Consider the following 13845-nt stretch of genomic DNA (forward strand, 5'->3'; position numbering starts at 1 on the left):
AGCGCGCTGGCGCCATCAGTTTCACCGCAGATTCCGCTCGATTTATCCGATCAAGTTCATCATCGCCTTGAGAACATACGATCGAGCGAAAAAGCGTCGTATTCCTTGAACGCAATGATGATGAGTGATGCGACGGCGACGGTAGTGGAGGGGAAAAACAGAATTTTCCGGGTTTCCTCTGTGAGCAAATAAAGACCCAGCGGGTCTGCGAGAAACTTCCATATTGCGACAGCGCCGCCCACCAGCACCAGCGCCTGCAGTGGGTAGATGATAACGCGAAACAGCCCAAGGATCACAAGCGCGCCTAGAATGATCTGGCCGTAAGCAAGCGGCAATATCAGCGCCTCGGTGCTGAGCATGCCGGAATAGTAGGTCTCAGACAGGCGCACAGCCGTATCTGTCGACATGACTCTGAGCACGCCCCAGATAATAAGCAGTAGCCCAGTTGATGTGCGTAATGCGAAAAGAAGTCCGGCTTTCATGAAATGCGCCCCTTTGTTGAATGCCGCAGCCCTTTTACCGCCCAGTGCGGCTCAGGTCACTTCACAATCTGAGGCGTTTTTCGCGCCTTGCCATGCCAACGCCGCATTTGTGGGCTGAAATGAACGTATGAGAATAACACTTGCCGCCGCAATATTTTGGAGCGCATTCGTAGCCGTTCCGGTTCATGCCGAGACATTTGGCGAGCGTCTGGCGCGGGCGGCGATTGAGCGAACTTCATATAGCATCACCTATGATAACGCATACGTGCGTATGTCATATCCCATGGGCGATGTGGCGCCCGATCGCGGCGTGTGCGCTGATGTTGTTGTGCGGTCGTTGAGGGCGCTCGAAATTGATTTGCAACAACTCGTACATGAAGACATGGCGGCGGCTTTCAGCGCCTATCCAACACATTGGGGTCTTACGCGCCCCGATACAAACATTGATCACCGGCGTGTCCCCAATCTTGAAAAATTCCTTACACGGAAAGGCGCGCGCATCGCGATAAGCGACGACCCTTCCGAATATTTGCCCGGCGATATCGTCGCGTGGAATTTGCGGGGGGATGCAGGGTGGTTGCCGCATATTGGCATTGTGACGGACAGAATCGGACGAACAGGCCGCCCCATGGTTGTGCACAATATCGGCGCGGGGCCGAAGCTCGAAGATGTCTTGTTTGATTGGCCGATGACGGGTCACTATCGTATGAGCGACGCCATTTTCGATACTGATACATAGGAACAAAAGCGCCTGTTTTCAAGAGTTGCTCTTGCTCGAATCTTATCGTTAAAAGCGTTTCGTAATCACTACATTCAGGAGATGCATAATGCGCAAGGTTTCTTTGGGCCGCTCAGGCCTCGAAGTATCGCGGCTTGGTTTCGGCTGCATGGGGCTCGCGGAATTTTACGGCGACGCTTTATCAAACAACGAAGCTGAACAATTGCTGGAAAGCGCGCTGGAACGAGGCGTCAATTTTTTCGACACCGCAGACATGTATGGCAGCGGACGCAATGAAGAACAGCTTTCCGGATTTGTGAAAAAACATCGCGATGAGGCGGTCATTGCCACGAAGTTCGCCATTCAGCGCGGCGAAGACGGCGCTTGGCTAGGGCTTTCTAACGATCCGAAATATATCAAGGAAGCATGTAACGCATCGCTGAAACGGCTCGGTGTTGACGTCATTGATCTTTATTACATGCATCGCCGTGACCGTGACGTGCCGGTGGAGGACTCAGTCGGCGCCATGGCGGAACTGGTGAAGGAAGGAAAGGTCCGCGCACTCGGTCTTTCAGAAGTCAGCGTTGAGACTCTGAAACAGGCAAATGACGTGCATCCCATTGCAGCGCTGCAGTCGGAATACTCGATAGTCACGCGTGAAATGGAGGCTGAGGTCATTCCTACGTGCCGCGAACTTGGCGTTGCTTTTGTCGCTTATTCGCCGCTCGGGCGCGGATTGCTGACCGGCGCTTTTCGCAGTGAAAAGGATTTTGTCGGCAACGACTACCGGTTGCAAGCCAATCCACGTTTTGCCGACGGGGCGCTAGAAAAAAACTTGCCTTTGGTTGATCGCCTCGCCGCCATTGCCAAAGAAAAAGACGCCAGCCTTGCGCAGATAGCACTCGCCTGGGTGTTGGCGAAAGGCGATGATATCATCCCGATACCGGGAACGAAGAAACTTTCCCGTCTGTCGGAGAACCTCGGCGCACTGGACGTGACGCTGTCCGCCGATGATCTAAAGGCCATTGAAGAGGCGGTGCCCGTCGATGAAGTCGCCGGGCACCGGTACCCGGAAACAACGTCTTCGACTTTAAACGCCTAATCGTTGTCGAATGTCTCCAGGCTTTACGCCGGACTGGCGCAAAGCCTGAAGCGTCGCCGCCTTGTCGCGTTTGGCGAGCCGTTTGCCCTGACCGTCAGTAATCAGCTTATGATGGCGGTAAAGAGGCGCTGGGAGATTTAACAGCTCTTGCAGCAGCCGGTGCAGATGGGCCGCGTAATAAAGATCCTCGCCGCGAATGACATGGCTGACACCCTGCAGGGCGTCGTCATGAACCGATGCGAGATGATAGCTTGTCCCATTGTCCTTGCGCGCAATCACGGCATCGCCAAAAATCTCCGGCGTCGCCTTTACTTGTTCACGGATCCCGAAGTGATCTTCAATAAATGAAAGCTTTTCGAATTGCGCACCGAGGTTTGTTCGCGCCGCATTCATGGACAGGCGCCAGGCGTAGGGCGCGCCTTCGTCAATCAGCTTTTTTTCTTCGTCGGCGGGAAGCGGCGCGCCAATATAGGCAGGTCCTTCCGGTCCATCAGGCGAGAGGTGCGGCGCCCGGGCGATTTCGTCAGCGACTTCCTTGCGGGTTTTGAAACAGCGATAGACGAGATTTTTCTCAATAAGCTGGTCAAGCAAGCGCGCATAGTCAGCGAAATGATCGCTTTGCCGTCGCACAGGCTGTTCCCAATCAAGGCCAAGCCATTCGAGGTCATCGTAAATCGCTTTTTCGAATTCCGGCTTGCAGCGTGTGAGGTCTATATCTTCGATACGCAGAATGAAGCGTCCGCCCGCTTCAAGCGCAGCCTGATATGCGACAAGCGCTGAATAGGCATGGCCGAGATGTAACAACCCCGTCGGCGAAGGGGCGAACCGTGTGATGAATTCATTCATTCAGCCGTCATAACGCGATGCGGCGACAGGGGTAAGCGGCAATATGTAAATCACCCGTTAACCATAAGTTCATAGCGTTCGCACGCCCAACATTTGTCCAGTCAGAAAGGGAGATCGCCATATGGCGCTCGCGAACAAAGCCGCTCCTTACGATGTTGATTTGATGCGCGACATGAAAATCGCTCAGACCCGTCATGGGGCGAGTTTCATGAAACAGGTATCCGATTTTCTGGCGCTTCGTTCGGCGGGAACGGGCATGAGCTTTGAAGAATACCTGTTTTTTGGTCTCTATAATCGTCCACATACGGATTACAGCGCCTTTATGGGTGATCATCGGGCGCGGGCGGCGTTTTACGTCGCCAATGACTTGCGCGGATGGGATGCGGCCGACGACAAAATCAGTTTTGCAGAAGCGGCCGCAAAGGCGAACCTTCCAGCGCCGGCGTTGCGGGCTGTCGTGCACAAGATGCAGACTATTGAAGGCGCGCAGCAATTAGCCTCCCAAGAAGAAATACACGCGTTCCTCAAAACCTGTCCGCTTCCTGTATTCGGCAAGCCAAACAGAGCCTCTCACGGAGACGGCGCCGTAACCATTCTACAACGTGAAGAGGGGATGCTTGTCGCTGGCGATAGCCAGATCAGCATTAAAGACCTTGTCTCCGAGGTAGCGGCGTATCTTGATGCTGGCGGCTACGTCTTTCAGGAAATGTTGAAGCCGCATGACGTCATTTCGAAAATCACTAAAGGTCGCGTGGCGAGTTTAAGAGTGTTGACGCTGCTCGGCGAAAATGGCGCTGTTGTTAAAAGCATCGTTGCACGCTTTCCCGCCGGCGATAACCAGGTCGACAATTTCCGCCGCTGCGGAAATCTTGTTGCGCCAGTGGATGTGGAAACAGGCGTTCTGGGCGCGGCGCAGCGCGGTGTGGGCGTGACTTCGGAAAGCGTTTTGATTCATCCAGACACAAATGCGCAAATCGAAGGCGTTCATATGCCGGATATTGAACAGGCGAAAAAACTCGCATGCGAAGCTGCGGTGCTTTATCCGAACCTGCATCTTCAATCCTGGGATATCGCATTGACGCCAGACGGGCCAAAGCTGCTCGAAGTCAATCCGGGCGGAAACTTCAATATCATACAGCTTGCAAACGGGAGAGGCGTATTTGATCCGGAATTCCGGTCGTTTCTGGAATGGTGCCTGAACGTCAACACGTCTTCTAAGTCAAACGCAAAAGCGTTGAAGGAAGCGAAGAAACTCTTGAATCTTAAATAAAACCGCGTCTAGCGGGCGAATCAGACATTACATCAACTAAGGATGTGCTCAGTTACCCTCGCTTGGCGGGTCACATCGGGCGATACTATGGCGTAGGTCATTGGTGGTACGCGTAATCGAGATCGCCAACGTTTCTACATCGCAGGAGGCTTCAGCACCGATCCATCCCCGGATGACGGCGAGGGCGCTCTCAGCAATTTGCATTGAAGCAAGTTTTCTTGGAAGCACCGAATCTTGCCCGGACGCTTCCAGACGCTCCTCAATCTGCCCGGCTAGCAAACGGCCGACCTGATCTCTTTGTCCGTAAAACGTATCGCGGGCGCGTTGGCGATTTTCCCAAAAGTGCTCTAGTAGTTTTTGTAGTTTTGCTGTGTCGCCTTGACCAGTGGCGGCGTCCGCGAGAATTGACAGTGGTCGAGCAAGCGCCTGCATGTGAAGGTCTTGGGCGTTTGAATAATGCTCGTAAAAGGTTGAGCGCCCAACGTTTGCTTTTTCAATAACGTCTGAAATGCCGATCGTTTTTTTCCGTCCTTTGAGAATAAGATCGTTGAACGCAGCCAATAAAGCATTTCGCGTGCGGGTCTTGCGTCTGTCTTCGGTTTTTTCCGCCATGGCACTCTGTGTGTTTCCGGACAAATTGACAGCGTTGTCCGGTATCGGACAATTCAATAAGAAAATCCGTATCACATTTAAATCAAGTATCTAAAATATCCAAAACAAACCAGACGACCGCGCGCGCATGGCGCGGGCCCATATTCTTGTGAGGATCAAACGCACATGTCTCAGGAAAGTTCCGCTCATATGTCTCGCATAAGTGAAATCATCGTAGGCGGCGTAATGATCGCCGCAGCCTTTCTCACTGTCCTTGGCATGAGCCATCATCCGACATCTGCAACGCAGGCTGACACGGCGCGTGTGACGCATGCCGTCCTGATATCGCTGCAGGGCGTTATTTTCCTTGGCTATATAATATTTGCTGTAAGGCGCGGCGCTGGCAAAGGATTTGTGGCGGCGGGGCTTGTCGCGTTTCTCTTTAATCTCATGGCTGTGTTTGGCGCCGCCAATGTCAGCGGTTTCATCATCCCTGCTCTTAATGAGTCTTCGTCGCTCACTACCGAAACGTTCGCGTTGTTGCGCGCGGTCAATCAGACTTTGTCAGTGTGGGGTGTATTTGCGACTTCGCTGGCGATTTTGTTCTGGGCTGTGAGCTTTGTGCTAACAAGCGGCACCGGAAACCGGATTGTTGGACTTATTGGGCTTGCGTTATCGGCCGTGCCTGCTCTTTTGCTCGCCAGCGGCTTGGTTGTCATGGACGTGCATGGCGCTACGCTGGTTTACGCCTCGCACGCTGCCTTCGCCGCGATTGTTGGCATGCGGTTAATGCAGGGAAAAATCTGAAACGGTTACCCGCCTGCGCCGCCGACAGTCAGCGCGTCAATCTTGATGGTTGGCTGCCCGACGCCAACCGGCACGCCCTGTCCCGCTTTGCCGCAGACGCCAATGCCGGGGTCGAGTGCAAAGTCGTTTCCGACCATGGAGACTTTCGTCAGCACGCTTGGCCCGTCGCCAATCAGCGCCGCGTTTTTGATAGGGGCGCCGACTTTGCCGCTTTTAACGCGATAGGCTTCGGTGCAGTTGAAGACGAACTTGCCCGAGGTGATATCAACCTGCCCGCCGGAGAAATTAACGGCGTATATGCCGTCCTTCACGGATTTCAGAATTTCTTCCGGGTCATGATCGCCCGCCGTCATGAATGTGTTGGTCATACGCGGCATGGGCTGATGCGCAAAACTTTCACGCCGGCCGTTGCCCGTCGCGCGCATGCCCATGAGGCGCGCGTTCAGCCGGTCTTGCAGATAGCCTTTCAAAATGCCGTCTTCGATCAGCACGGTTTGCGATGTCGGCGTTCCTTCATCATCAACGGTGAGCGATCCGCGCCGACCCGAGATCGTGCCGTCGTCAATCACCGTGACGCCCGGCGCCGCCACGCGCTCGCCCAGCCGGTCCGCAAAAGCAGACGTCTTTTTGCGATTGAAGTCGCCCTCAAGGCCGTGCCCGACTGCTTCGTGCAGGAGAACGCCGGTCCAGCCAGACCCCAACACCACTTCCATTTCTCCGGCGGGGGCGTCCTCCGCCTCAAGATTGATCAGCGCCTGGCGCAAAGCTTCGTCCACTTGGCCCTGCCAGGCATCAGGCGAAATGAAGCGGGCATAGCCTTCCCGGCCGCCAGCGCCATAGGAGCCGCTTTCCTGACGGTCGCCTTCGCCAGCGGTCACGGAGACGTTAAGGCGCACTAAAGGTCTGAAATCACGTATAATTTCGCCGCCGGGCCGGATGATTTCGATCGCCTCCCACGAGCCGGAAAGCGAACAGGAAACCTGCCGGACACGGGGGTCCTTGGCGCGTGCGTAGTCATTGATTTCCTCCAAAAGCTTGGTTTTCGCCTCGAAGGCCATATCGCCGAGCGGGTTCTCGTCCGGGTAAAGCTTGGCGTTTGTGCGTGACGGGCCGTCAGCGATTTGCCCCCCGGCGCCGGACTTTACCGCTTGAACGGCGCTTGCAGCGCGTTTCAGGGCAGCTTCCGAAAGCTCCGATGCATGGGCGTAACCGGTTGATTCTCCGCAAACCGTGCGCAAACCGAAGCCTTGGGTAACATCGAAATTCGCCGCTTTCAGGCGATTATCGTCAAAAACAAAAGCCTCCGACTGCCCGTATTCCAGGTAAAGCTCGCCGTCGTCTGCGCCCATCAGCGCATTATCGAGGATGGATTGGGTCCTGTTTCGGTCGAGATCGGTGCGGGAGAAAAAATATGAATCTGTCATGAGAGGAGATTTAATCGTCCCCCATGTCAGTAGCAATGCCTCGGAAACAGGCGGCTTCCTGCGACCATTTTTCCATTTCATGCGCGATGACGGGGCGCGGTCATGAGGCTTATAAGCGGCGGCGAAATATTTGACGTTCAACCTCGGGCGGGCGTATGCCACGCCGGGTTCAGAGCGTTATGCATGCTGGCGATTTTTCGTTGGCCGCAACAGCACAAAAGGGCGCGGGAAGCGATAATGAAACGACTTCTATCAGGACTGTCAGGATTCATCATGTTGGCGGCGACGAATGCGTATGCGCTGCCTGAGGATAAAGGCATTTCCATGTTGCCGGCCGGTTCAGCGCTGGCGGAAGAAGTCCACTTCTTCCACAATGGCATCTTGATGCCGATCATGACGGTGATCAGTCTGTTCGTACTTGCGCTGCTCCTGTGGGTAATCGTCCGTTATAATGCCAAAGCAAACCCTGAGCCGCGCAAGTTCTCTCACAACACGTTGATCGAAATCATCTGGACCGGCGTGCCGATCATTATTTTGCTGATTATTGCGCTGCCGTCTTTCGAGTTGCTTTTCAAAGAAGACGTTGTGCCCGATGGAAAGCAGGTCGTTGCGCGCGGTGACGGACAAACGGTTGATTTTGTTTTCCCGAATGACTTTGTCGAAAGCCGCATGGTGAGGCGGGCTGACCATCTTCAGGTGATCCTTGATGATGGCGTTGAGCAAACGACGCTGAAAAATCGCCGTGATTTCCGCGTGCAAGGTTGGGGCGAACGCGACCTTGTCGTCTCTTTGAACGAACCGGCGCCTGCCGGCGCCAGCGTTATTCTGCGGGGCGGGCGTTCAACCCAGAATGTTACCGATTGCCCGATGTCGAAACGATATATCGATGCTTGTGAAAAAGAAGTCGTGCTGGCGCCGACCATGACCTTGAAGGTCAATGGCTATCAGTGGAACTGGCAGTATTCTTATCCTGATTTTGGCGACTTCGACTTTTTCTCCAACATGTTGACGGAAGATCAGACCACGCCGGAGCTTTACCGTTTTGAAGTTGACAATCGCGTGGTCGTGCCTGTTGGCGAGACGATCCGCGTCACGACAACCGCAAACGACGTTATTCACGCTTGGGCGCTGCCGAGTTTCGCGATCAAGATTGACGCGGTGCCGGGCCGTATTAATGAGACCTGGTTCCGTCCCGAACGTGAGGGCGTTTACTACGGCCAGTGCTCTGAGATCTGTGGCGTGAAGCACTCTTTCATGCCGATTGCGGTAGAGGTGGTTTCTCGCCCCGAGTTTGAGGCATGGGTCGATGAACAACGCGAACTCATTGGCCTTGAGCCGATGTTCGGCGACGGCAATACAACCCTTGCGCAGGCTGATACCGCCGCTGCGGCTGAATAAGAGAGGCAATACCAATGGCTGACGCACACGCCGCAACCGATTCGCACGATGCACACGATCACAAGCCGCCGTTTCTGGTGCGCTGGTTGTTCTCAACTAACCATAAAGACATTGGCACGCTCTATCTGATCTTTGCGATCATCGCCGGCATCGTCGGCGGCGCCATGTCCGGCCTGATGCGCATGGAGCTTGCTGAACCGGGCGTGACGTTTCTGACGACGTTCATGGGTGAGCGCGATGTCGATGCGGCATCAAACTTTTACAACGTCCTGATCACCTATCACGGGCTCATCATGATCTTTTTCATGGTGATGCCGGCGATGATCGGCGGCTTCGGCAACTGGTTCGTGCCGATTATGATTGGCGCGCCGGACATGGCGTTTCCGCGCATGAACAACATTTCCTTCTGGCTTTATGGCGCGTCAGGCATCCTGATTACGCTGTCGCTGTTCGCGCCGGGTTACGGGGCGAACATCGGTTTCGGCGGCGGCTGGGTTCTTTATCCGCCTTTGTCATCAACCACGGGCAGTCCGGGGCCGGCGATGGATTTGCTGATTCTGTCGCTTCACCTTGCCGGCGCGTCGTCGATCCTTGGCGCGATCAACTTCATCACCACGATCTTCAATATGCGCGCGCCGGGCATGACTCTGCATAAGATGCCGCTGTTTGTCTGGTCGGTGCTGGTGACCGCGTTCCTGCTGGTCTTGTCGCTGCCGGTTCTTGCTGGCGCTATTACGATGCTGCTCACCGACCGTAATTTCGGCACGTCATTCTTTGATGCTGCCGGCGGCGGAGACCCGATCCTTTACCAGCATCTGTTCTGGTTTTTCGGCCACCCGGAAGTTTACATCCTGATCCTGCCCGGTTTCGGCATGGTCTCGCACATCGTTTCGACCTTCTCGAAAAAGCCGATCTTCGGCTATCTCGGCATGGCCTATGCGATGGTGGCGATCGGGTTTGTCGGCTTCATCGTCTGGGCGCACCACATGTATACGGTCGGCCTTTCGGTAAACATGAAGGCTTACTTCGTCGCCGCGACCATGGTCATTGCGGTGCCCACGGGCATCAAGATCTTCTCGTGGATCGCCACCATGTGGGGCGGGTCAATCTCATTCAAGACGCCGATGTTGTGGGCGATCGGATTTATCTTCCTCTTCACTGTTGGCGGCGTGACAGGCGTGCTGCTCGCCAATGCCGGTATCGATCACTACATGCACGACACGTATTACGTTGTGGCGCACTTCCACTATGTGTTGTCCCTGGGCGCTGTCTTCGCCATTTTTGCGGGATGGTATTACTGGTTTTCGAAAATGACGGGTAAGGAATATCGTGAGTGGCTGGGCGCGGCGCATTTCTGGATCATGTTCATCGGCGTGAACCTGATTTTCTTCCCGCAGCATTTCCTAGGACTGCAGGGCATGCCACGCCGTTATATCGATTACCCTGAAGCTTTCGCCTACTGGAACATGGTTTCCTCAGTGGGTTACGGCATCACGATCCTCGGCATGGCCGTTTTTGCGGTCTGCATGTTCGACGCGTTCTTCATCTATCGGAAAAAGGCTGCTGCCAATCCTTGGGGGGAAGGCGCGACGACGCTCGAATGGACGCTACCGTCGCCGCCGCCCTATCACCAGTTCAACGAACTGCCGCGTTTCGACAAGGGCGACGCCAAGGCGTTCTAAGCCAAAAATTTTCGACAATCCTTGAAAACCCGCCGGTTCGCTGGCGGGTTTTTTGTTCGTCATTGTTGCGGCGCAGCGTGACCGATCCGCCTGCAGACCGTAAAACTGTCATTAACCATTAGTAAAGCTGCGCGTGTGCAGCGAAACCAGAGGGGCGTTTTATGGAAGGTATGATTGGTGAAGTGAGAGCGACGGCGGAGGCGGTGTTTCTCGGCGGTGACTGGATTTGGATGGGTATGGTGATTGTCGCCGCGATTATCGGCCTTTTCTCAATGCGGAATGCGGCGCAGGTGCTGTGTGCGAGCCTGTTATCCATGATCGCGCTTGGCCTGATCTGGGTGCTTTATGGCGGCGCGACCAGCGAAACACCGACCGCGCCAGGCGTTTATATGGACCAGCTTAACGGCGGGCTTGCGTCTTTATCAGCCATGACAGGATCAACGCTCGTGAGTTACCTGTTGGTTTTCGCGGTCGTTATTCTGGTTCTCTTCATCCTCAGATCGTTGGTGATCAGGAACTAGCCGGAACCAAAGGCCTATTACTGTTGCCATTTTTTGAATTGTAAGCCCCGCCGATAAAGCCCGGCGGGGTTTTCTTATGTTTTTCAGTCTGTTGCGCAGGCTGGCAAGCCTCACTGGAATAGGTTAATAATGGTTAACGCGGAGCACGCTGGCGGGGATGAGCCGGCGCGGCTTCGTCGTGGTTTTGAGCGACAGCAAATGTAAGCGGAGGGGTAATGCTGGAGACCATCATTAATGACGTTACAGGGATATTTCGGGCGACATTCCTGTCTGGGGACTGGATAGCACTAGTCATTGCATTCGGGTCAGTTCTTGTCGCGTCGATTATCATGAAGCGCGGCACGCAAATCGGATCCATGACGCTACTGGCGCTCGTGCTCTTTGCGATTGGCGGTTTTCTGCGTGGCTACTTTCGCGGCGTGCCGGCAGAAGGCGCGACGCAAGGCGACCGGGCTGTGATGCAGCTTGAATCAAGCTGGCTGCATTTCATGAACTTGCAGGCAGGAACGCTGCTCGCTTACTTCATCGCGTTCATGTTCCTGATCCTCGTTCTTTACGGCATGAGATCAGTACTGAGTCGATAGACTGAGGCGAAATTCCAAGTCGGCTGCGGCGTTATGATCACGTCGCAGCCGTTTGCTTTTGAGGCCTTATCTGAGGCATAAGGCGCGCCATGAGCGATACAGCGATGCCACAACAAGCATACGACCTGGCGGGCCCGAAAGACTATTTCGCGCTATTAAAACCGCGCGTCATGTCGCTGGTGATTTTCACGGCCTTTGTCGGCATGGCGTTGGCGCCGGGTGCGTTGAACCCGGTTCTGGCCGCGGTCTCGCTGCTGGCCATTGCGGTTGGCGCAGGCGCATCAGGCGCGCTGAACATGTGGTGGGACGCGGATATCGACGCGGTCATGGCGCGCACGGTCAGCCGGCCCATTCCATCCGGGCGCGTGCCGCGTTCAGAAGCGGCGGCGTTCGGCGGATTTCTTTCGCTTCTCTCGGTTTTTCTTCTGGCGCTCGCGTCCAATTACCTTGCGGCCGGGCTTTTGGCGTTCACCATCTTTTTTTACGTGGTGATCTATTCCATGTGGCTCAAGCGCTCGACGCCCCAGAACATTGTCATCGGCGGCGCCGCAGGTGCGCTGCCGCCGGTTGTCGGCTGGGCGGCCATGAGCGGGACGGCCCCGCTAGAAGCATGGGTTCTGTTCGCCATCATCTTTCTTTGGACGCCGCCGCATTTCTGGGCGCTCGCGCTTTACAAGCGCGGGGATTATGAGCGCGCGGGCGTGCCGATGATGCCTGTCGTCAAGGGTGAGGCGTCAACAAGAAAACAGATTTTCGCCTACGCGCTGATATTGGCTGCATCGGGCGTTGCGCCGTTTTTCATCGACATGGCCGGGCTTTTTTATCTTTCGGTCAGTGCAGTGCTTGGCGCCTGTTTTGTCTGGCTGTCATGGAAAGTTCTGCGGGCGGATGAAGGCGAGCAAGGTCCGGCCAAAAAACTTTTCGGCTTTTCTATTCTCTACCTCTTCGGGCTTTTCGCCGCACTTCTTGTTGAACGGCTGGCGTCTTTTTATGTCTGAACAGAACAATGATATGCAATTAAGCAGCCTGTCGCCTGAAGAGCGTAAACAGCAAAAGCGCAGAAACATCTCGATAGCGCTCGCGCTTGCGGCGTTCATGATCATTGTCTTTCTGGTGACGGTTCTGCGCCTCGGCAGTTCGGTGGCGGAGCGCAGTTTTTAGCGGAGAGGCTCGGATGACCGGTCAAAACGGCAGCCAGGACAAAAACAAAAAGACAGCAATGCTTGTGTCTTTGACGGTCGCCGGCATGGTCGCCATGTCGTTCGCTGCCGTACCGGCTTACAAAGCCTTTTGTCAGGTGACGGGGTGGGGCGGCACCACCCAGCGCGCTGACGCAGAATCTGACCGGACCCTTGCGCGTGAAGTTACGGTTCGTTTTGACGCGACAGTGGGGCAGGGGCTTTCCTGGCGTTTCAAGCCTGAGCAGGTTTCCCAAACGCTTCATATCGGCGAGACCGGATTGGCGTTTTACGAGGCCGAGAATTTGACTGATCGGCCAATTACCGGCCGGGCGACGTTCAATGTCTCACCAGCCAAGGCTGGCCTCTATTTCAGGAAAATCGAGTGCTTCTGTTTTACCGAGCAGACACTCCAGCCGGGCGAAAAAGTCTCCATGCCCGTCACCTATTTCATTGATCCGGGGCTCGATGACGACGGCAACCTTGACGAAGTCCAGACCATCACGCTCGCCTATACGTTTTTTCCATGGGATGATGCTGAGCCGGAACCTGATATTGGCGGCTAGACGTCCTGATTGTTTTTCTGCCGACATGAATTTTTGTGGTATCCTCTAGAAGAGAGCGGCTCAGCCGCCGCCTGAACTAAGGGGAGACTTTTCATGCGTACATTGATTTTCACTGTCTTTGGCATGGCGCTCGCGCCTGTGTGTTTTGCACAGCCACAAATCGAGATTCCGCGAGAGCGTCCGCTCGTCGACGCGCCGCTGATCGATGAGGGGTTGCTGACGCCGCGGTGCCGGCCAGTCGAGCCGGAAGAACCGGTTTGTCCCGGTGATGACGCTGAAGAATATGTTGTCGTCGTTAATCGCCTGGCGTGTTCAGGGGATTGTGATCTCGGAAGGACTGAAATTAGATTCCAGAACGCCAGCCGAAGCGACGCCCGCGGTGCAGTTGGGCCTCGATTTACGCGCGCAGCCACATCCAGCATCCTTAAAGGGTATCGGTTTTCTGAGGACGGGTTTTATTTCGAGGTGCTGTTTGATGATGAGAGCTATGTGATGTTGCAGCCCATTACCGTGACCCCGGACATGCTCAATAGGCCACAGCTTCGCGCCGTTGCCGTGTCTTTCCCGTCTGGCAAGGAGGCAACGATATCTTGGGATTTCACGGTATATCCCGTCTGGCCTTGAGGCTGGCAGGTTAGGTTTCCAGACAGTGCGGCTGAATAGCGCGGGGCGAAGG

The 13845-nt window shown here is 55.2% G+C and carries 16 protein-coding genes; 12 read left to right on the plus strand and 4 right to left on the minus strand.

Translation table 11 applies throughout. From position 1 onward, the window contains the following. Positions 1-59: 59 nt before the first annotated feature. Positions 60-482, minus strand: coding sequence for a hypothetical protein (locus PUV54_RS07715; RefSeq protein ID WP_274495043.1), 423 nt, complete (start codon positions 480-482; stop codon positions 60-62). A 127-nt stretch (positions 483-609) separates the two neighbouring features. On the opposite strand from PUV54_RS07715, the gene PUV54_RS07720 reads away from it, so the two are divergent. Next, positions 610-1221 (plus strand): DUF1287 domain-containing protein, encoded by a 612-nt coding sequence (locus PUV54_RS07720; RefSeq protein ID WP_274495044.1) that lies wholly within the window; start codon positions 610-612, stop codon positions 1219-1221. An 88-nt stretch (positions 1222-1309) separates the two neighbouring features. Then, complete coding sequence (locus PUV54_RS07725; protein WP_274495045.1) at positions 1310-2302, plus strand: aldo/keto reductase; 993 nt, start codon at positions 1310-1312, stop codon at positions 2300-2302. Here the strand turns inward: PUV54_RS07725 and gluQRS are convergent. Continuing rightward, positions 2291-3148, minus strand: a complete 858-nt coding sequence (gene gluQRS / locus PUV54_RS07730; RefSeq protein ID WP_274495046.1) for a tRNA glutamyl-Q(34) synthetase GluQRS — start codon at positions 3146-3148, stop codon at positions 2291-2293. The genes PUV54_RS07725 and gluQRS overlap by 12 nt on opposite strands. A 121-nt stretch (positions 3149-3269) precedes the next feature. Between gluQRS and PUV54_RS07735 the strand changes: the two genes are divergently transcribed. After that, positions 3270-4418 carry a sugar-transfer associated ATP-grasp domain-containing protein gene (locus PUV54_RS07735; RefSeq protein WP_274495047.1) on the plus strand — a complete coding sequence of 383 codons (1149 nt, stop codon included), beginning with the start codon at positions 3270-3272 and terminating at the stop codon, positions 4416-4418. Positions 4419-4466: 48 nt separating this feature from the next. Here the strand turns inward: PUV54_RS07735 and PUV54_RS07740 are convergent, their stop codons facing one another. Further along, positions 4467-5030: a TetR/AcrR family transcriptional regulator gene (locus PUV54_RS07740; RefSeq protein ID WP_274495048.1), complete on the minus strand. Its 564-nt coding sequence runs from the start codon at positions 5028-5030 to the stop codon at positions 4467-4469. A 165-nt stretch (positions 5031-5195) separates the two neighbouring features. Here PUV54_RS07740 and PUV54_RS07745 point away from each other — a divergent pair, with 165 nt between their 5' ends. After that, positions 5196-5816 carry a hypothetical protein gene (locus PUV54_RS07745; protein ID WP_274495049.1) on the plus strand — a complete coding sequence of 207 codons (621 nt, stop codon included), beginning with the start codon at positions 5196-5198 and terminating at the stop codon, positions 5814-5816. A 5-nt stretch (positions 5817-5821) separates the two neighbouring features. On the opposite strand, the gene tldD is transcribed toward PUV54_RS07745, so the two are convergent. Further along, positions 5822-7240 carry a metalloprotease TldD gene (gene tldD / locus PUV54_RS07750; RefSeq protein ID WP_274495050.1) on the minus strand — a complete coding sequence of 473 codons (1419 nt, stop codon included), beginning with the start codon at positions 7238-7240 and terminating at the stop codon, positions 5822-5824. Between the two features lie 237 nt (positions 7241-7477). Between tldD and PUV54_RS07755 the strand changes: the two genes are divergently transcribed. From PUV54_RS07755 to PUV54_RS07790, 8 genes are all read left to right on the plus strand, one after another. Next, positions 7478-8638 carry a cytochrome c oxidase subunit II gene (locus tag PUV54_RS07755; RefSeq protein WP_274495051.1) on the plus strand — a complete coding sequence of 387 codons (1161 nt, stop codon included), beginning with the start codon at positions 7478-7480 and terminating at the stop codon, positions 8636-8638. 14 nt (positions 8639-8652) lie between these two features. Continuing rightward, on the plus strand, positions 8653-10320 hold the full coding sequence (ctaD, locus tag PUV54_RS07760) for a cytochrome c oxidase subunit I (protein ID WP_274495052.1): 1668 nt from the start codon (positions 8653-8655) through the stop codon (positions 10318-10320). A gap of 161 nt (positions 10321-10481) precedes the next feature. Next, complete coding sequence (locus tag PUV54_RS07765; protein ID WP_274495053.1) at positions 10482-10841, plus strand: hypothetical protein; 360 nt, start codon at positions 10482-10484, stop codon at positions 10839-10841. A gap of 215 nt (positions 10842-11056) precedes the next feature. Then, the gene (locus PUV54_RS07770; protein WP_274495054.1) at positions 11057-11425 is read left to right on the plus strand and encodes a hypothetical protein; all 369 of its coding nucleotides are present in this window, start codon (positions 11057-11059) and stop codon (positions 11423-11425) included. An 89-nt stretch (positions 11426-11514) separates the two neighbouring features. Further along, positions 11515-12423 carry a heme o synthase gene (locus tag PUV54_RS07775; RefSeq protein WP_274495055.1) on the plus strand — a complete coding sequence of 303 codons (909 nt, stop codon included), beginning with the start codon at positions 11515-11517 and terminating at the stop codon, positions 12421-12423. Then, a complete protein-coding gene (locus PUV54_RS07780; protein WP_274495056.1) occupies positions 12416-12586 on the plus strand; it encodes a hypothetical protein in 171 nt (56 codons plus the stop codon). Before PUV54_RS07775 ends, PUV54_RS07780 begins: the two co-directional genes overlap by 8 nt. Positions 12587-12599: 13 nt before the next feature. Then, positions 12600-13169 (plus strand): cytochrome c oxidase assembly protein, encoded by a 570-nt coding sequence (locus PUV54_RS07785; RefSeq protein WP_274495057.1) that lies wholly within the window; start codon positions 12600-12602, stop codon positions 13167-13169. A gap of 93 nt (positions 13170-13262) precedes the next feature. Beyond that, a complete protein-coding gene (locus PUV54_RS07790) occupies positions 13263-13793 on the plus strand; it encodes a hypothetical protein (RefSeq protein WP_274495058.1) in 531 nt (176 codons plus the stop codon). The last annotated feature ends 52 nt before the right edge of the window (positions 13794-13845 follow it).

The organism is Hyphococcus flavus, from assembly GCF_028748065.1.
Taxonomy (GTDB): Bacteria; Pseudomonadota; Alphaproteobacteria; order Caulobacterales; family Parvularculaceae; genus Hyphococcus; species Hyphococcus flavus.